Below are 17235 nucleotides of genomic sequence, written 5' to 3' on the forward strand. Positions count from 1 at the left end.
CTCAGACTTTCTGCAACAAGCCCATCACTTGTGGTGGATTGAAAGGTATCTCAAGCAAACCTGCACACCCCATTTGCTCCGCTCTTTCCATCGCGGACCAGGACGGTTTTTCTGTAGCGATGATCACCGCATGGGGCGGATTAGGCGCCGCCTTCAAGGCCTGAACCAGCGTCCACGAATCGGTATCCGCGATTTCCAGGCTGACGATGGCAAGATCGTATCGGCGGTGGGTAACACTCATGCTGGCTTCGTCGGCTGTATCAACTTCATCTACATCGGTCAGCCCGGCCAGCGACAGGCGTGCGCGCAAGTACATGCGGTCTTCTGGCCGAAGGCCTACGACCAAAGAGACGCGCATGCCGGGCGGCGCGGAAGGTTCATCCAACTCGTCAAAACCCGTAACTACATCCACGTAGGCATGGGATGCAAAAAGGCCATCCAGCACTTGCACCATGGCATTCCAGTCCACTGGGCGTTGAAAGGATCGCCAGGCGCTACCGTGGGTCTTGGCCCCGACACAAATAATCTTCAGGTTGGGATTAAAAGTGGGTGAAACGAGTTCGACGTCAGCCTCGTGGCAATCCATGTCGATCAGCGACACGTGCGGCGGCGCAGGCGCATCTGGGGTCCACAGGCTGTAGGCCGGCGTCTGGCGCACAGAGAGGCGAAACAGCGTGTTGAGTGAATGCCGCTCCACTGCGCTAAACCCGACGACTTTGACCCAAATGCTCGAGGACATGCTGGTGCTGGCTGCTGGCTATGTTGTAACTACCGGACTCTAGCAGTGTTTGGCAGACTCAACCTGATCAGCGATCCTTGCTGTACGGTCGTCCCAAGGCCTTTGGCGCAACCGCCGTGCCGATGAAACCTGCGAGCAACACCACTGTCAGCACATAGGGCAAGGCCTGGATAGCCTGGACGGGTACCTCGCCAACGATAGGAAGAGCGACACCTTGCATGCGGATGGCGGCGGCGTCCAAAAAGCCGAATAGCAGACAGGCCCAGAACGCACCCACCGGGTACCAGCGCCCAAAAATCAATGCTGCCAATGCCATGAAGCCGCGGCCCGCAGTCATGTTGGGCGAGAAACTGGCGCTCTGTGCCAGCACCAGGTAACTGCCCGCCAGTCCACAAAATATGCCGTTCAGCGTAAGTGCGGTGTAGCGTAGGCGGGCTACCGAAACCCCCGCAGCTTCCACCATCTGGGGGTTTTCGCCTACTGCGCGAAGCCGCAGGCCAAAGCGGGTCCGGAACAACAACCACCAGCACACGGGGACCATGGCCAGCGCCAGGTACACCATTGCGTTGTGGCTCAGCAGCCCTTCGCCCACCAGCGGGCCAATCCACGGAATGCCACCAAGGGCCGTGGCAGCGTCCGGAAACAATGCCTGAATGCGTACCGCAGCGGTTACGGGCGGCGTCTGCCCGCCCTGCGCGAACCAGGCAATGCCCAGCACGACGGTCAGCCCCGAGGCAATGATGTTGATGGCAACGCCCGATACCACCTGATCACCCCGGTAGCTGACGCAGGCCAATCCATGCATCCACGACAGGGCGATTGCAACCCCAACCGCTGCCAGCAATGCCAGCGCCGTAGAACCCGCCAGGGCACCCGTGGCCCCGGCTGCAAAAGCCGCGAACAGCATCTTGCCTTCCAGGCCGATGTCGACCACCCCCGATCGCTCAGAGAACAACCCGGCCAAGGCACAGAAAATCAGCGGTGTTGCCAGGCGCAAGGTAGACGCCAGCATGGTCGCCAACAAAGCTTCATCCATGGGTGGCTCCCGAGGCGGGTGCTGCAGGCACGGAGCGCTGCAACAGTCGCGTGGCGTGCCTGATCACCCATCCCACCATGGGCGCGATCACATAAGCCATGGCGCCCGAAAACAGAACGATAAAGCCTTGCAGCATGACCACCATCTCGCGGCTGAACCCGCGCACCTCAAACGCAACCTCAGCGCCGCCCTGAAACAGAGCACCGAACAACAGGCTGGCCAGCACGATGCCCACCGGGTGGTTACGCCCCATCAAGGCCACGGCAATGCCGGTGAAGCCTGCGCCGCTGACAAACTCCAGCAGCAGCTTGCCGTTGACACCCGCTATTTCGTTCATGCCCACCAGACCGGCCAGAGCGCCGGACACGGCCATTGCAATCATGATCTGGCGCCGCGGGCTGATGCCGGCATACTCGGCCGCACTGGGGCTGGAGCCAACCGCTCGCAGGTGGTAGCCCGCGCGGGTGCGCCACAAAAACAGGTACACGCCGATGGCTGCCAGCACTGCCAGCAGCACGCTGAGGTTCAGCGGTGAACTGGGCCACTCCACACCCAGCCAGGCCAAAGCCTCGTGCATCGCAGGCAATTTGGCGGAGTCTGCAAACGGCCCGCTCTCCACCGACATCGAGCCCGCAGGCCGCAGATGGTTGACGAGCAAGTACACCAGCAAACTGCTGCCAATGAAATTGAACATGATGGTGGTGATCACCACATGGCTGCCGCGGTAAGCCTGCAAATACGCGGGCACCGCAGCCCAAGCCATTCCAAACAAGGCGCCAGCCAGCAGCATCAGTGGCAACATGATCCACGCAGGCAAAACCGGCGATAGCCACAGCGCAATGAGGCCGGTACCCAGTCCTCCCAGGATGGCCTGCCCTTCCCCGCCGATATTGAACAGCCCGCCATGAAAAGCCACTGCGACCGCGAGGCCGGTAAAAACAAAAGTCGTCGCGTAGTACAGCGTATAACTGAAACCGCGCGCTGTACCAAAGGCCCCGTGCACCAGTACGGCGATGACCTCGGCAGGGCTTTGACCAACCAGCGCCACTACGCCGCCTGCGGCCAGCAGGGCCACGCCCAGGCAGACCGCCGGCAACAGCACCAGATCCGCCCAGCGTGGCAATGCGTTGCTACTGCTGCTCATGCGGCCTCTCCCACCGCATCTCCCACCATCAGCAGGCCAATGCTGGCCTCGGTGCAATCTTCAATCGCCAGCTCACCGGTCACACGCCCTTGGTTCATCACTATTACCCGATTGGCAAGCGCCAGTATTTCGTCCAACTCGCTGGACACTACCAGCACCGCACAGCCCGCATCGCGCATGGCGCGCAACTGGCCGTAAATAAATTCGATGGCGCCGATGTCTACGCCGCGTGTGGGCTGGCCTACCAGCAACACTTTGGGTGTTTGCCCGATCTCACGCGCCAACACCAGTTTCTGTTGGTTGCCGCCTGAGAAGCTGCGGCTGCGCAATTCGGGTGCGCGCGGACGCACGTCAAAGCGTTCCATCATGTCGGCAGTTGCCCGGCGCATGGCCTTGTGGTTCATCCAGCCGCCAGCGGAATACTCGGGCTGGCTTTCATAGCCCAGCACGGCCGATTCCCAGGCTACAAAGTCCATGACCATGGCGCGCGCATGTCGGTCTTCCGGCACGTGCGCCAATCCGAGCGCGCGAGCGGTATGGGGTTCCAGCCAACCACTCGACTCGAACGTAACGCCGCCGAGTTGAAGCTGGCCTTGGGTCGGCTGCAACAAGCCAGACAGCACGTCCAGCAATTCGCTTTGGCCATTGCCCGAGACCCCGGCTACGCCCACGATTTCGCCACCACGCAGCGTCAAGTTCAAACCCTTCAAACGCACTACATTCAGCGCGTCACGCACTACAACATTCGTGGCCTGAAGCAAGACTTCGCCAAGGGGTTTTTCTTCTTCATCGACACGGCCCGTGTGAACTTTGCGCCCGACCATCGCCTCGGCGAGGCCTTCGCAAGAAGCCTGGGCAATCGGCAGCTCGTGCACCACGCGGCCGGCACGCATTACGGTCACCTGGTCGCACAAACGCATTACCTCTTTGAGCTTGTGGGTGATCAGCAAAATGGTCGTGCCCTGTTGGCGCAGTACGCGCAATACGTCAAACAGTTGCTCTGTCTCTTGCGGTGTCAACACCGCGGTGGGCTCGTCCAGAATCAGAATCTTGGCGCCGCGGTACAGCGCCTTCAGAATCTCAAGGCGCTGGCGGTCACCCACCGGCAGGTCGGCGACCTGCACGTCAAGGGCCACATGCAGCCCGGTGGACTGCATCAGCGCATTGAGTTTGCTGCGCACCTGTGCATCGGCGCGCTGCAGCAGCCAATGCGGCTCTGCACCCAGCATGACATTTTCGAGCGCAGTCAGAGTATCGACCAGCATGAAATGCTGGTGCACCATGCCGATGCCCAAGGCGATGGCGTCATCCGCATTGCGGATGGTCGCCGGTTTGCCAAAGACTTCGATGGTGCCAGCGTCGGCTTGGTAGAAGCCGTAGAGAACGGACATCAGCGTGCTCTTGCCCGCACCATTTTCGCCAACGATGCCATGCACCGTGCCAGAACAAATAGCCAGATTGACGTCAGCATTCGCTGCCACAGCGCCGAAGCGCTTGTGGATGCCGGTCATGCGGACCGCGATGGCCGCATGCGCGGCTGCTCCCGACATCAGTACTTGCAGGCGTTATCGGCCATGTAGTCAGCGGCCTTTATCTTGCCGCTGATGATGTCGGCTTTGATGGCCTCCACCTTCTTCTTCATGTCGGCACTCACCAGCTTGGCGTTGTGCTCGTCCATCGCGTAATCCACGCCGCCTTCCTTCAACCCCAGCACCGACACGCCTGGCTTGTGGCCCATGGCCACGTTGTACACCGCAACATCGACCTTCTTGATCATGGATGTCAGCATAGTGCCGGGTTGAATATGGTTCTGGTTGCTATCCACACCTATGGCCAGCTTGCCGCTGTCCTTGGCGGCCTGGTAGACACCCATTCCGGTGCCGCCAGCGGCCGCGAACACGACGTCTGCGCCCTTGGCAAACTGGGCCTTGGTCAGCTCTCCGCCGCGTGCAGGATCGCTCCATGCCGCACCTGTGGTGCCGGTCATATTGGCGAACACCTCCGCCTTGGGGTTGACGTACTTGGCGCCTTGCTCGTAGCCGCACTGGAATTTGCGGATCAGCGGGATGTCCATGCCGCCCACAAAGCCAACCTTGCCGGTCTTGCTGGCCATGGCGGCCATCGCGCCGACCAGGAAGCTGCCTTCGTGCTCTTTGAACACCACGGACTGCACATTGGGCTGGTTCACCACCATGTCGATGATTGCAAATTGCAGCTTGGGGAATTCCTTGGCAATTTTTTCGATGCTGGATGCCTGGCCAAAACCAATGCCGATGATGGGGCTAGCGCCCCGTTCGGCCATGCGGCGGACAGCCTGCTCGCGTTGTGATTCGTTGGCAATTTCGAAGTCAAGATAGGACTTACCAGTTTCCTTCTTCCACCTTTCCATGCCGCGGTACGCCGCTTCGTTAAAGGACTTGTCAAACTTGCCGCCCATGTCAAACACGACGGCCGGCTCGGCCATTGTTTGGAAACTCGCGGCCAGCGCAAGGCCCAACAAACCCACGCGCGCCACATTTGTAAAACTCATATCGAACCTTTTGTTGACTAAATGATCAGGAAAAATGGTGTAAGGTTATAGTCTACGCACACCGCTTGCAATCAGGGTGTTTCCCTAGCGCAAATATTAGAGTCCCTGTATTTTCCACTACACAATGGACGCCCCATTGCAACCGCCCAAGACTTCATGATACTGGTAGCAGGCTCCTCCAATCTGGACTTCGTCGTCCGGGCCCACCACATTCCCGCACCGGGGGAAACAGTTCTGGGCCGCGATTTCAAAACATTTCCCGGCGGCAAGGGTGCCAACCAGGCTGTGGCCTGCGCGCGCGCAGGCGGTGCCTCTACAACGCTTCTCACTGCCATGGGGGCTGACAACTTTGCCGCGCCTATAGAAAACTCGCTGCGCGACGCGGCAGTTGTGCTCAACATCGTTCGTATCAACGACCAGCCCACCGGCACAGCCTTTATATGCGTGTCGGAAGATGCTGAAAACGCCATCACCGTGGCCCCGGGCGCCAACCTCTGTCTGCTGGAGCAACACCTGCCCAACTTGCAAGATGTGAGCCACTTGCTGATGCAGCTGGAAATCCCGCTCCCCACGGTTATTGCGTACGCCAGGGCTGCGCGCCAGCAAGGCGTCACAACCGTGCTCAATGCTGCGCCAATTCAGCAGCTGCCTGCCGAGCTGTTGGACTGGGTAGACATTCTTGTGGTCAACGAGGGCGAGCTCGCCAGCCTGTCCGGCCACAGTGGCAGCATTGCCGACTGCCTGGAACGTATCGCCGTGCCGACCGTGGTCGTCACCCTGGGCCACCGCGGTTGCTGCGCACGCTCTCAAGGCACGTTTTTGGTGCAACCAGCCTGTTCTATTTCACCGGTGGACACCACGGCCGCTGGCGATACCTTCTGTGGCAGTTTGGTAGCCGCCCTGAGCCATGGCGCCAGCATGCACCAGGCCTTGGCACTCGCTAGTGCAGCAGGCGCTTTAGCGTGCACCCGTTTGGGTGCGCAATCCAGCATTCCGCAGCAGGGGGAAGTGGCCGCCTTCCTGGACCAACAGCCCGCAAAAACCGCTGCAGCTATGGACGCCCTGGGCGCATATTGCGGTTTGCCAACCGGCACTTATTCTTGATGGATCCAATAATAAATATGAACAAGCAAGCTCCCCGCAAAGTCATCTATGACACCGATCCCGGGGTCGATGACGCCATGGCCCTGTACTTCGCCATGGCCCACCCTGGCATTGAGTTGGTGGGCATCACCACGACCTTTGGCAATGTGTCTGTCGACCAGGCCGCCACCAATGCGCTTTACCTGACGGCGCTAGCCGGGCAGACCATACCGGTGACCAAGGGCGTGAAGGCGCCCTGGGTCAAGCCCGGGGCTCCTCCACCGGACTTCATCCATGGCGCTGACGGACTCGGCAATTTGCCCAGCCGTGTCGCCGTGCGCAATGTTGTAGACCCCCGCTCATCCGCCCAGCTGATCGTCGATATGGCGCGCGCAGAGCCAGGCGAGATCACGCTGGTGGCCGTAGGTCCATTGGGCAATCTGGCATTGGCCTTGAAGCTCGAACCGAATCTGCCCAAACTCGTGCGCGAAGTCATCATCATGGGTGGCACAGTCAATGAGCCAGGCAATGTATCGCCCGTGGCCGAAGCCAATATCTGGAACGATCCGCACGCCGCAGATTTAGTCTTTACCGCAGGCTGGAAACTGACCATGGTAGGCCTGGACGTCACCCACGGCGTGGTGACCCACCTGGAGTTGTTCAAGAAGATTGCCGACCACCACAAGCATGTAGCGACGGATGTCCTGCACCACGCGGTTGCCTTCTATTCAAATTTTTACAGTGGCCTGCATCCGCACCTGGCTGCCAAACCAGGCTGCTTCGCGCACGACCTGCTCGCGTTCATTTATCTGACCAATCCCGAGCTGTTCAAGTTGGAAACCGGAGGCGTGCGTGTGGTGACCGAAGGCATTGCCCAAGGCCAGACGATGCTGAACCGCCGCGGCTATATCAACTATCCCCAACCGGGCTGGGGCAACGATCTGCCAGTAACCGACGTCTGTATGCACGTCGACGCACCAGGGTGCCTGGCGTTGTTTGAACAAATCCTGCTGTCCGACTGGTTGAAGAAAAACTGAGAAAGCACAAGAGGCGAGCCATGCATTTACCCGTCGTTGATTTCCGCAGCTCTACCGCTGCCCAAGACTTTTGCCGCAGCCTGCACGAAACGGGTTTCGGCGTGCTGCGCAACCATCCACTAGAACAATCCATGGTGGAAGGCATTTATGCCGAATGGCTGGCCTTTTTTCAAACGGAGGCCAAGCACAAGTATTTGACCGATCCCGCCAAGCACGATGGGTACTTTCCGCCCTCGGTGTCGGAGATTGCCAAGAACCACACCCGGCGTGACCTGAAGGAGTTTTTCCATATTTATCCGTGGGGCCACTACCCCGCTGAGGTGTCAGACACCGCGCGCCGCTATTACGACCAAGGCAATGCATTGGCGCGCACGCTGCTGAACTGGGTAGAAGAAAACTCACCAGCGGACGTCAAGGCTCGCTATTCGATGCCACTGCCCCAGATGCTGGAGGGCAGCGACAACACGCTGCTGCGCGTGCTCCACTACCCGCCCTTGCGTGGCGATGAAGAGCCCGGCGCTGTGCGCGCCGCAGCCCATGGCGACATCAATCTGTTGACCATACTGCCCGCTGCCACCGAGCCGGGCCTGCAGGTCTTGGGCAAAGACGAGGCCTGGTATGACGTGCCCTGCGATTTTGGCTTGTTGATCGTCAACATCGGCGACATGTTGGAAGAGGCTTCGGGTGGCTATTACCCGTCCACTGTGCACCGCGTGCTGAACCCCGTGGGCGAAGCGCGTTTCAGGCCGCGCATATCGCTGCCGCTCTTCCTGCACCCCCAGCGCGACGTGGTGCTGTCGGAACGCTACACCGTCGGAAGCTATTTCGACGAACGCATGCGCGAGTTGCGTGGCGAAAAGTAGAGCAACCTGCGCATCGGCGGAGCGTGGGGGCGACAACCCGCCGCAGGGCCGCCCCAAGGCGTGTTAACCCCCTCTCGGGGCAGCGACCCGCGCAGCGGCGGAGCGTGGGGGCTCCATATTTCTAGGCCAGCAGCTTGAACAGCATGAAGAGCATCAGCCCCAACTGAATGCTCCAGAAAGTCGCCCGCACCAGGACGTGCAATTGGCCAACGCCGATCAGGTGTGTTACCGACTGCCCGATTCGCGCATACAAAACCCAAGGGGCCAGCGCGGCGATCGCTTCCAGGCGCCCGGAAGCGGCAGCGCCCAATACGATTACAGCAAACACCGGCAGGTTTTCCAGGCAATTGGCATGCGCATCACCCAGCCGCGTGACGAAGGCTGCGTCACCGGTGTGCTTGGCCCCGCGCGGCCAAGCATTGATAGGGGTACCCGTCACAAAGCGTAGCCCGCGGTACAAAAACACGCCCAAGACCAGTAGCGCGGTCCACGCGGCAAAACCCAAGAGTGCTTGAATGGCTGTCATGTGCTGGAGTCCCTGAAAGGTGGAAACGCATACGTTAACCGATGACCCAAGTGCTCTATATGCAAATTGAGAATAACGAAATAGCTAAAAAATATTTTTCAATATAAGCGGGCCCGCCTACAGTCCACCCCATGCATGAATTAGCGTTTGTACTTGCGGGTTTTTTTGTTGGCACCATCGTTGGGTTGACCGGTGTCGGCGGTGGCTCGTTGATGACGCCTATTTTGATCTTCTTCTTTGGCATCAAGCCCTATCTGGCAGTCGGCACGGATCTGCTGTTTGCAGCCTTCACCAAGATGGGCGGAACCATCAAACTGGCGCGCGCCAAGTCCATTGATTGGCCCGTGGTGTTCAATCTGTCGGCCGGCAGTATTCCCGCATCACTGATTACGCTGTACCTTTTGCACAACTTCGGTGCCACCAGTGTGCAGGTGCAAAAGGTCATGACACTGACACTGGGTGCGGCCCTGCTGCTGACGGCCGCCGCGACGCTGTACAAGGTGCTGCGCGGCAAGATCACGCCCACCACCATTGCAAAAGGCCAGGAAGCTGCCGCCGCCCGCCCCCGCCACTGGAGCCTGCCGCTGCTGTTTGGCGCGCTGATCGGCACGCTGGTCACGCTGACGTCGGTGGGCGCCGGCGCGATTGGCGTCACCGTGCTGATGATTTTGTACCCCAAGCTGCCGCTGTCCCGCATTGTTGCGGCCGATATTGCCTACGCCGTACCGTTGACCCTGGTGGCCGGCTTTGGCCACGCATCCCTGGGCTCGGTCGACTGGTCCATGCTGGCCTGTCTGCTGGCTGGCTCCCTGCCCGGCATCTGGGTCGGCTCGCACCTGATGTCCAAGACACCCGAACGCGTGATCCGCTCCCTGTTGTCCGTATTGCTGGCTTACGCCGGTTTGAAACTTATTGCCCTCTGATATGTACCAATACACCGACTTCGACCGCCAATTCATCCGCAGCCGCGCTGCCCAGCACCGCGACCAGCTGGAGCGCAACCTGGCCGGCACTCTGAGTGACGACGAGTTCCGCCCGCTGCGCCTGCAAAACGGCTGGTACATCCAGCGTTACGCGCCTATGCTGCGCGTGGCCGTGCCGTATGGCGAGCTGTCCAGCAAACAACTGCGCGCACTGGCCAAAATTGCCCGCGAATTCGACCACCCCAGCAAAGATGTGTTCGACACGGCAATCGGCGCCCAAGCCGCCTGGGGCACAACGCACCTGCCGGTGGGCTACGGCCACTTCACGACCCGCCAGAACGTGCAGTTCAACTGGATTCCGCTGGAAAAAAGCGCCGACGTCATGGACCTGCTGGCCAGCGTGGACATGCACGGCATCCAGACCAGCGGCAACTGCATCCGCAACATCACCAGTGACGAACTGGCCGGCATTGCACCGGACGAGATTGCCGACCCCCGCCCCTTTGCCGAAATCATGCGCCAGTGGACCACGCTGCACCCGGAATTCGCGTTCCTGCCGCGCAAGTTCAAGATCGCCATCACTGGAGCCACGGCCGACCGCGCCGCCACCTACTGGCATGACGTGGGCCTGCACCTGATCAAGAACGCTGCTGGCGAACTGGGCTTCAAAGTGCTGGTCGGCGGTGGCATGGGCCGCACACCGGTCATTGGCATCACCATCCGCGAATTCCTCCCCGCACTACAGATCATGAATTTCCTGGAAGCCGTGGTGCGCGTCTACAACCGCTGGGGCCGCCGCGACAACATGTACAAGGCGCGCATCAAGATCCTGGTCAAGGCCGAGGGCCAACGCTATATCGATGAGGTGGATGCCGAGTACCAGCAGATCATCACCGTGGACGGGGCGCCGCACACCATCACCCAGGCAGAGTTGGACCGGGTGTCTGCATCATTTGTGCCGCCAGCCCTCGCGCAGCGCCCACAAGCAGCTATCAAAACCGTAGCAGTTCCGGCGGATCGCCTGAAGGACTACGAACGCTGGTTGAAGCAAAACGTGGCCGCCCACAAGAACCCCACGCTGCGCGCCGTCACGCTGTCGTTCAAGCGCCTGGGCCAAGCCCCCGGTGATGCCGATGCCGACCAGCTCGACACTGCCGCCGCGCTGGCTGACGAGTTCAGCGCCGGCGAAGTGCGCGTCACGCACGACCAGAACCTGCTGCTGCCCTGGGTGCGCGCGGAAGACCTGCCCGCACTGTGGGTGGCGGCTTGCCACGCCGGCCTGGCGCGCTCCAACATCCGCCTGCTGACCGACATGATCGCCTGCCCCGGCGGCGATTTCTGCGCACTGGCCAATGCCCGCTCCATCCCGATTGCCGCATCGATCACCGAGCGCTACCAGGACATGGATGAGTTGCACGACCTGGGCGAGATCGACCTGCACATCAGCGGTTGCATCAACTCCTGCGGCCACCACCACAGCGGCCACATCGGCGTGCTGGGCGTGGACAAGGACGGCAAGGAGTGGTACCAGATCTCGCTGGGCGGCTCGGATGGTTCCGTGCTGAGCGGTACCGCCGTGCCCGGCAAGGTGGTGGGCCCGTCCTTTGGCGCGGGCGAAGTGCCCGGCGTCATCGAAGCCCTGCTGGACACCTTCCGCCTGAACCGCACCGGGCGCGAGACTTTTATCGACTGCGTGAAGCGCGTCGGCTTTGACGCCTTCAAGACGGCGGCCAATAGCGCCCGGCTGGCCGACAAACACGAAGATTTGCATGCGCTGCCCAAGTCGGCAGGCTATGCCAAAGACGCACAAGAAGCGTAAAGGCAAGGAATAATCACTATGAAATTGATAGCTGCTTACGCGCATTCCACGGGGGCTAAAGCCCCAAACACCTTAGAGATTGCCAACGATGTGGACCCCCGCACGCTGGCCCTCGATGGTGTCGAGCGCATCGACCTGGTCTTCCCCAAGTTCACCGACGGCCGCGCTTTCAGCCAGGCCTTTCTGCTGCACCGCCGCTTGGGCTTCCAGGGCGAGATCCGCGCCACCGGCGACGTGCTGGTCGACCAGCTGGTGCAGATGCAGCGCAGCGGCTTCACATCCGCCGTTCTGCGCGAAGGTCAGGACATGGCCGTCGCCCAGAAACAACTGGACCGCTACAAGGCCTTCTACCAAGGCGACGCCGTTACGGTGAAGCCGATATTCGCAAGGGAAGCCGCATGAGCACAACAACTACCCTCGACTTCGCACAGGTCAACGCCCAGTTCGGCCACGACGCGCCCGGTCTGGTGGCATGGGCCCTGGGCCTGAACCAGAGCCCCATCGTTACCACCAATTTCCGCCCGTTTGAGGCGGTGATCCTGCACATGGTCACGCGCGTCAAACCCGACGTGCCCGTGGTCTGGATGGACAACGGCTACAACACCGAAGCCACCTACCGCTTCGCCGATGAAGTGACCAAGCAACTCGGCCTGAACCTGCGCATCTACCTGCCGCTGCGCACGCGCGCGCACCGCGAGGCCGTGGAAGGCCCGCTGCCCGGGCTGGACGACCCGCGCCACGCCGCTTTCACCGAAGAGGTGAAGCTGGAGCCCTTCACCCGTGCGCTGCGCGAGACGGCACCCAAGGTCTGGTTCACCGCACTGCGCGCGACCGACAGTGCCGTGCGCGCACAGATGGAACCGGTCAGCATCAACCCGGACGGCCTGATCAAGGTCGCGCCGCTGCTGCACTGGTCCTCCAAAGACCTGTACCAGTACTGCGAGGCCCACGGCCTGCCCAACAATTTCGACTACGTGGACCCCACCAAGGGCGAAGAGCAGCGCGAATGCGGCTTGCACATTGCGCATTGAGCAAGCCCACAGAACACGACAACGCCATGAACGCTATGACCGACACCTCGCATTTCAATTTATTGTCCAACCGCCACCTCGACGCGCTGGAAGAGGAAACCATCTTCATCCTGCGCGAAGTGGCCGCCGCCTTTGAGCGCCCCACGCTGCTGTTCTCGGGCGGCAAGGACTCGCTGGTCATGCTCAAGTGCGCCGAAAAGGCATTTGGCGTGGGCCGTATCCCCTACCCGCTGTTGATGATCGATACCGGCCACAACTTCCACGAAGTGACCGATTTCCGCGATCTGCGCGCCAAGGAACTGGGCGCCGAGCTGATTGTGCGCAGTGTTGAAGACTCCATGAAACGCGGCACGGTGCGCCTGGCCCACCCCGGTGAAAGCCGCAACGTGCACCAGTCGGTGACACTGCTGGAGGCGATTGAAGAATTTCGCTTTGACGCCCTGATCGGTGGCGCCCGCCGCGACGAGGAAAAGGCCCGTGCCAAGGAACGCATCTTCAGCCACCGCGACAGCTTTGGCCAATGGCAGCCCAAGGCCCAGCGCCCCGAGCTGTGGACGCTGTTCAACACCCGCCTGCAACCGGGAGAACACTTCCGCGTATTCCCGATCAGCAACTGGACGGAGCTGGACGTGTGGCAGTACATCGAGCGCGAAAAGATCGCTTTGCCGTCGCTGTACTACACGCACAAGCGTGACGTGGTCGAGCGCAAGGGCCTGCTGGTGCCGGTGACGGACCTGACGCCCGCCAAGGAGGGCGAAAAGATCGAGAGCCGCGACGTACGCTTCCGCACTGTGGGCGACATCACCTGCACCTGCCCGGTGGACAGCCTGGCTGCAACCGCAGCCGATATCGTGGTTGAGACGCTGGCGGCCGACGTCAGCGAACGCGGTGCCACCCGCATGGACGACAAAACCTCTGAAGCTTCGATGGAAAAACGTAAAAAGGATGGGTACTTCTAAGGACCCGGATCGGGCAGGCGCGGCACTCTCCTCCGCGAATGTCCCCCGGCCTACGGCCTCCTCCTTTATTTCGCTGCGCAGAGCGCCCCACCTTCCCAATCCTAGCCACCTGTGCTGGAAAGTGATCCCTGACATGACAACCGCTACAAATTCAATAGCTGCTTACGCCAACTCTACGGGGGCTACAGCCCAGAATGGCTCCAATGTCGACACGCAAAGTGCCCTGCGCTTCATCACCTGCGGCAGCGTGGACGATGGCAAGAGCACGCTGATCGGCCGCCTGCTGGTCGACAGCCGTTCGGTGCTGCAAGACCAGTTGGCCAATGTGTCCAAGAGCGGCGAGGCCGACTTGGCCTTGTTCACCGACGGCTTGAGCGCCGAGCGCGAGCAGGGCATCACGATCGACGTGGCCTACCGCTACTTCGCCACCCCAACCCGCAAGTTCATCATTGGTGACGCGCCCGGCCACGTGCAGTACACCCGCAACATGGTCACCGCTGCCAGCAGCGCCCACGCTGCGGTGGTGCTGGTGGATGCCACCAAGCTGAAATGGGACGTGGAAGGTTTGGTGGACCTGTTGCCCCAAACCCGCCGCCATTCGCTGTTGGTGAACCTGCTGCGCGTGCCCAGCATCATCTTTGCGGTCAACAAGCTGGACGCGTTGGGTGATGGAGCCGCCAAGGCTTTTGCCAAGATCACCGAAGCGCTGCAAGCCTTCGCCGCGCAAGCAGGCATCACTGTCACCGCCAGCATCCCGATGTCGGCGCTCAAAGGCCACAACGTGGTGACGGCGTCTGAAGGCTGGTGTGGCTACACCGGCCCCAGCTTGCTGAGCCTGCTGGAGACTTTGCCCGTGACGGCCGCCGAGACCGATGTGCCCTTCGCTTTCCCGGTGCAGTGGGTGGAAAAATTCCACGACTCTGCCGACACCACGCAAGGCCGCCGCGTGTTCTGGGGCCGTGTGGCCACTGGCACCGTGCAGCCTGGCGACACCATTTCAGTCTTGCCCAGCGGCCAAACTGCCAAGATCGCCCAAGTGCTGGACCACGCGCGCACACCCAAGAACGTGGGTGCGGGCCACGGCGCCGGCATCGTGCTGGACCGTGAAGTGGATGTGTCGCGTGGCGACTGGCTGCTGGCCTCGAACGACGCACCCAGCCACTTTGAGACCACTAGCGAGATCAAGGCGACCGTCGCCTGGATGGATGACGAACCCCTGGTTGCCGGACGCGTCTACTGGGCGTTGCATGGCCATCGCTGGATCAAGGCCAAGGTCAAGCGCATTGTCCACAGCCTGGACATCAACACGCTGGAAGAGCATGATGCGACGCAGATCGAGCCCAACGCCATTGGTCACATCGAACTCAGTCTGCAGGAGCCCATTGCTGCCCTGCCCTACACCCAGTCGCGCATTTTGGGAGCCCTGATTCTGGTGGATACGGCCAGCCACAAGACCTCGGGGGCCTTGCTTCTGAACTAACTTGCTGTTTGTCCGGGGGGCGCAGCGACGTTGCAGTGAACCCCTGTGACAAAGCCGCCTGCAAAAAGCCAATAAAATCAATGGGTTGATAAATACCTCCCTCTCGTCCTAGAAAACAAAATGACCCATACCGTCACCGAAGCCTGCATCAAGTGCAAGTACACCGATTGCGTCGACGTTTGCCCCGTGGATTGCTTCCGCGAAGGCCCCAACTTCCTGACCATCGACCCTGATGAATGCATCGATTGCGCGGTCTGCATCCCCGAATGCCCGGTCAACGCCATCTATGCCGAAGAAGATGTGCCGGCAGACCAGCGCCACATGACGGCGCTGAACGCTGAACTGGCCAAGCTGCCTACCTGGAAAAGCATCACCAAGCGCAAGGCCGAGCTGCCTGATGCGGATGAGTGGAAAGACAAGACCGGCAAGCTGGTGCATTTGATCCGTTGATCTGGCAAAGAACCACACCGTGACAACCATAGAGACCGATGCCCTCATCGTAGGCGCAGGTCCGGTCGGCTTGTTCCAGGTGTTTCAGCTGGGCCTGCAGGACGTCCGGGTGGACGTGGTGGACGCATTGCCCGGCCCCGGTGGCCAGTGCGTGGAGCTGTACGCCGACAAACCCATTTACGACATTCCGGCCTTGGCCGTCTGCACCGGCAGCGAGTTGGCGGACAAACTGATGGCCCAGATTGCTCCCTTTGGTGCGCGCTTCCATTGGGGCCAGTTCGTCTCGGGCTTGCAGAAGCAGCCCGATGGCCGCTTTCTGGTCGAGACCTCCCAGGCCCAGCGCTTTCTGTGTAAAACCGTTTTCATTGCTGCGGGCGTAGGGGCCTTCCAGCCACGCACCCTGCATGTGGACGGGCTGGCCGCGTTTGCCGGCACGCAGTTGCTGCACAGCCTGCCCGACGCTGCGGTGTGTGCGAATCGAAACGTCGTGATCTTTGGTGACGGCGATGAGGCACTCGAATCAGCGCTGAAGCTCTGCGCCGCCCACGCCGACAGCCATCCCCACAAAGCCAAGCGCGTCACCCTGGTGCACCGCCGCGAGGTGTTCAGCGCCGCACCCCAAACTGTGGAGCGCTTTCGTGCACTGGTTCAACAAGGCCACATCCACTTCGTGGCCGGCCAGGCACAGGGCATCGAGACTGTCAACGAACGCCTGACCGGCATCCAGATCCTGGACGCCGAAGGCCAGACGCGCACACTGCCGCTGGAAATGCTGCTGGTGCTACAGGGCTTGTCCCCCAAGCTTGGTCCGGTGGCGCAGTGGGGCCTGGACATGGAACGCAAGCAGTTGCAGGTGGATACCGAGAAGTTTTCCACCAGCGAGCCCGGTATCTTCGCCGTGGGCGATATCAACACCTATCCCGGCAAGAAGAAGCTGATCCTGTGCGGATTTCACGAAGCCACGCTGGCCGCATTTGGTGCCATGCCGTTCATTGCGCCTGAGAAGAAGGTAATGCTGCAGTACACGACCACCAGTCCCAAGCTGCATAAGTTGCTGGGTGTAATGCCCGAGGTTTCGGGCGGGTCAGATCGATAAATTGTGCACGTTTCAGGAAATTCTGTGCGCTCTACGGAAAACCCAATTTTTCCACGCTATAATTTGAGGCTTCATTCCTCAATAGCTCAGTTGGTAGAGCGCCGGACTGTTAATCCGTAGGTCCCTGGTTCGAGCCCAGGTTGAGGAGCCAAATTTAAGAACCCACCATCGAAAGATGGTGGGTTTTTTCATTTACGGTCTCTACCTGCTGGATTGCCCGCCGTAACCCAAGCGCAACAGAAAACAAGGTCAAGCATGCACAACGATGAACCGATCAATGCAACTTCCAATCTCATTCTAGAAGGCACAAAACAAATCTCCGCACTGCGTGGCGAAGATGCCGTAAGCGAAGGCCACATTGCCGAGCACATTCGCGGTATGGTTGCAGCCACCATGGGCAATTTGTCTATTGACGCACCCGACGCGACACGTACCCAAGCGGCGCATTGGCAACAGTGGGCTTTGGGAGTTGCCGACAGCATGGAATTGCCCGTTGCCGGCTAACGACCAGCTAAATAC

18 protein-coding genes and 1 tRNA gene are annotated in these 17235 nt (G+C 60.7%); 13 read left to right on the plus strand and 6 right to left on the minus strand.

The window, feature by feature from the left end; genetic code table 11:
- Window position 1 precedes the first annotated feature (1 nt).
- From AC097P_RS15955 to AC097P_RS15975, 5 genes are all read right to left on the minus strand, one after another.
- Window positions 2–739 carry a hypothetical protein gene (locus AC097P_RS15955; RefSeq protein WP_479611417.1) on the minus strand — a complete coding sequence of 246 codons (738 nt, stop codon included), beginning with the start codon at window positions 737–739 and terminating at the stop codon, window positions 2–4.
- Window positions 740–806: 67 nt separating this feature from the next.
- Complete coding sequence (locus AC097P_RS15960; protein ID WP_479611418.1) at window positions 807–1775, minus strand: ABC transporter permease; 969 nt, start codon at window positions 1773–1775, stop codon at window positions 807–809.
- Entirely contained in the window at window positions 1768–2919 is a 1152-nt protein-coding gene (locus AC097P_RS15965; RefSeq protein ID WP_479611419.1) for an ABC transporter permease, read from the minus strand. Before AC097P_RS15965 ends, AC097P_RS15960 begins: the two co-directional genes overlap by 8 nt.
- Window positions 2916–4469, minus strand: a complete 1554-nt coding sequence (locus AC097P_RS15970) for an ABC transporter ATP-binding protein (RefSeq protein ID WP_479611420.1) — start codon at window positions 4467–4469, stop codon at window positions 2916–2918. Before AC097P_RS15970 ends, AC097P_RS15965 begins: the two co-directional genes overlap by 4 nt.
- Complete coding sequence (locus tag AC097P_RS15975) at window positions 4469–5449, minus strand: BMP family lipoprotein (protein WP_479611421.1); 981 nt, start codon at window positions 5447–5449, stop codon at window positions 4469–4471. The genes AC097P_RS15970 and AC097P_RS15975 overlap by 1 nt, the downstream gene beginning before the upstream one ends.
- Window positions 5450–5605: 156 nt before the next feature.
- Between AC097P_RS15975 and AC097P_RS15980 the strand changes: the two genes are divergently transcribed.
- Genes AC097P_RS15980 through AC097P_RS15990 form a run of 3 tightly spaced genes read left to right on the plus strand, consistent with a single transcriptional unit; the run spans window position 5606 to window position 8432 of the window.
- On the plus strand, window positions 5606–6553 hold the full coding sequence (locus tag AC097P_RS15980) for a ribokinase (protein ID WP_479611422.1): 948 nt from the start codon (window positions 5606–5608) through the stop codon (window positions 6551–6553).
- Between the two features lie 17 nt (window positions 6554–6570).
- Window positions 6571–7569, plus strand: coding sequence for a nucleoside hydrolase (locus AC097P_RS15985; RefSeq protein ID WP_479611423.1), 999 nt, complete (start codon window positions 6571–6573; stop codon window positions 7567–7569).
- 20 nt (window positions 7570–7589) lie between these two features.
- A complete protein-coding gene (locus AC097P_RS15990; protein ID WP_479611424.1) occupies window positions 7590–8432 on the plus strand; it encodes a 2OG-Fe(II) oxygenase family protein in 843 nt (280 codons plus the stop codon).
- A gap of 121 nt (window positions 8433–8553) precedes the next feature.
- Here AC097P_RS15990 and AC097P_RS15995 read toward each other — a convergent pair whose 3' ends face one another.
- Window positions 8554–8958 carry an MAPEG family protein gene (locus AC097P_RS15995; protein ID WP_479611425.1) on the minus strand — a complete coding sequence of 135 codons (405 nt, stop codon included), beginning with the start codon at window positions 8956–8958 and terminating at the stop codon, window positions 8554–8556.
- Window positions 8959–9089: 131 nt separating this feature from the next.
- Between AC097P_RS15995 and AC097P_RS16000 the strand changes: the two genes are divergently transcribed.
- The 10 genes from AC097P_RS16000 (at window position 9090) to AC097P_RS16045 (ending at window position 17220) form a co-directional block, all read left to right on the plus strand.
- A complete protein-coding gene (locus AC097P_RS16000) occupies window positions 9090–9881 on the plus strand; it encodes a sulfite exporter TauE/SafE family protein (RefSeq protein ID WP_479611426.1) in 792 nt (263 codons plus the stop codon).
- A gap of 1 nt (window position 9882) precedes the next feature.
- Window positions 9883–11700 carry a nitrite/sulfite reductase gene (locus tag AC097P_RS16005; protein WP_479611427.1) on the plus strand — a complete coding sequence of 606 codons (1818 nt, stop codon included), beginning with the start codon at window positions 9883–9885 and terminating at the stop codon, window positions 11698–11700.
- An 18-nt stretch (window positions 11701–11718) separates the two neighbouring features.
- The gene (locus tag AC097P_RS16010; protein ID WP_479611428.1) at window positions 11719–12102 is read left to right on the plus strand and encodes a DUF934 domain-containing protein; all 384 of its coding nucleotides are present in this window, start codon (window positions 11719–11721) and stop codon (window positions 12100–12102) included.
- Complete coding sequence (locus tag AC097P_RS16015; protein WP_479611429.1) at window positions 12099–12731, plus strand: phosphoadenosine phosphosulfate reductase domain-containing protein; 633 nt, start codon at window positions 12099–12101, stop codon at window positions 12729–12731. Before AC097P_RS16010 ends, AC097P_RS16015 begins: the two co-directional genes overlap by 4 nt.
- A gap of 26 nt (window positions 12732–12757) precedes the next feature.
- Complete coding sequence (gene cysD / locus AC097P_RS16020; RefSeq protein ID WP_479611430.1) at window positions 12758–13690, plus strand: sulfate adenylyltransferase subunit CysD; 933 nt, start codon at window positions 12758–12760, stop codon at window positions 13688–13690.
- A 133-nt stretch (window positions 13691–13823) separates the two neighbouring features.
- Window positions 13824–15170 carry a sulfate adenylyltransferase subunit 1 gene (locus AC097P_RS16025; RefSeq protein WP_479611431.1) on the plus strand — a complete coding sequence of 449 codons (1347 nt, stop codon included), beginning with the start codon at window positions 13824–13826 and terminating at the stop codon, window positions 15168–15170.
- A gap of 120 nt (window positions 15171–15290) precedes the next feature.
- Entirely contained in the window at window positions 15291–15620 is a 330-nt protein-coding gene (gene fdxA, locus AC097P_RS16030; protein WP_209395732.1) for a ferredoxin FdxA, read from the plus strand.
- Between the two features lies 1 nt (window position 15621).
- On the plus strand, window positions 15622–16716 hold the full coding sequence (locus tag AC097P_RS16035) for an NAD(P)/FAD-dependent oxidoreductase (RefSeq protein WP_479611651.1): 1095 nt from the start codon (window positions 15622–15624) through the stop codon (window positions 16714–16716).
- 75 nt (window positions 16717–16791) lie between these two features.
- Window positions 16792–16867 (plus strand) — tRNA-Asn (locus AC097P_RS16040).
- Window positions 16868–16971: 104 nt separating this feature from the next.
- Complete coding sequence (locus AC097P_RS16045) at window positions 16972–17220, plus strand: hypothetical protein (protein WP_479611432.1); 249 nt, start codon at window positions 16972–16974, stop codon at window positions 17218–17220.
- Window positions 17221–17235: the final 15 nt, after the last annotated feature.

The sequence above is a fragment of the Rhodoferax sp. ZS1R8 genome (assembly GCF_056521325.1).

Bases quoted from the DNA above. Each gene is read 5' to 3' on its own strand.
- AC097P_RS16025 (WP_479611431.1), top strand. From the start codon at position 13,824: ATGACAACCGCTACAAATTCAATAGCTGCTTACGCCAACTCTACGGGG.
- AC097P_RS15985 (WP_479611423.1), top strand. From the start codon at position 6,571: ATGAACAAGCAAGCTCCCCGCAAAGTCATCTATGACACCGATCCCGGG.
- AC097P_RS15965 (WP_479611419.1), bottom strand. From the start codon at position 2,919: ATGAGCAGCAGTAGCAACGCATTGCCACGCTGGGCGGATCTGGTGCTG.
- AC097P_RS15970 (WP_479611420.1), bottom strand. From the start codon at position 4,469: ATGTCGGGAGCAGCCGCGCATGCGGCCATCGCGGTCCGCATGACCGGC.
- AC097P_RS16005 (WP_479611427.1), top strand. From the start codon at position 9,883: ATGTACCAATACACCGACTTCGACCGCCAATTCATCCGCAGCCGCGCT.
- fdxA (WP_209395732.1), top strand. From the start codon at position 15,291: ATGACCCATACCGTCACCGAAGCCTGCATCAAGTGCAAGTACACCGAT.
- AC097P_RS15990 (WP_479611424.1), top strand. From the start codon at position 7,590: ATGCATTTACCCGTCGTTGATTTCCGCAGCTCTACCGCTGCCCAAGAC.
- AC097P_RS16000 (WP_479611426.1), top strand. From the start codon at position 9,090: ATGCATGAATTAGCGTTTGTACTTGCGGGTTTTTTTGTTGGCACCATC.
- AC097P_RS15980 (WP_479611422.1), top strand. From the start codon at position 5,606: ATGATACTGGTAGCAGGCTCCTCCAATCTGGACTTCGTCGTCCGGGCC.
- AC097P_RS15975 (WP_479611421.1), bottom strand. From the start codon at position 5,449: ATGAGTTTTACAAATGTGGCGCGCGTGGGTTTGTTGGGCCTTGCGCTG.
- AC097P_RS15995 (WP_479611425.1), bottom strand. From the start codon at position 8,958: ATGACAGCCATTCAAGCACTCTTGGGTTTTGCCGCGTGGACCGCGCTA.
- AC097P_RS16010 (WP_479611428.1), top strand. From the start codon at position 11,719: ATGAAATTGATAGCTGCTTACGCGCATTCCACGGGGGCTAAAGCCCCA.
- cysD (WP_479611430.1), top strand. From the start codon at position 12,758: ATGAACGCTATGACCGACACCTCGCATTTCAATTTATTGTCCAACCGC.
- AC097P_RS15955 (WP_479611417.1), bottom strand. From the start codon at position 739: ATGTCCTCGAGCATTTGGGTCAAAGTCGTCGGGTTTAGCGCAGTGGAG.
- AC097P_RS15960 (WP_479611418.1), bottom strand. From the start codon at position 1,775: ATGGATGAAGCTTTGTTGGCGACCATGCTGGCGTCTACCTTGCGCCTG.
- AC097P_RS16045 (WP_479611432.1), top strand. From the start codon at position 16,972: ATGCACAACGATGAACCGATCAATGCAACTTCCAATCTCATTCTAGAA.
- AC097P_RS16015 (WP_479611429.1), top strand. From the start codon at position 12,099: ATGAGCACAACAACTACCCTCGACTTCGCACAGGTCAACGCCCAGTTC.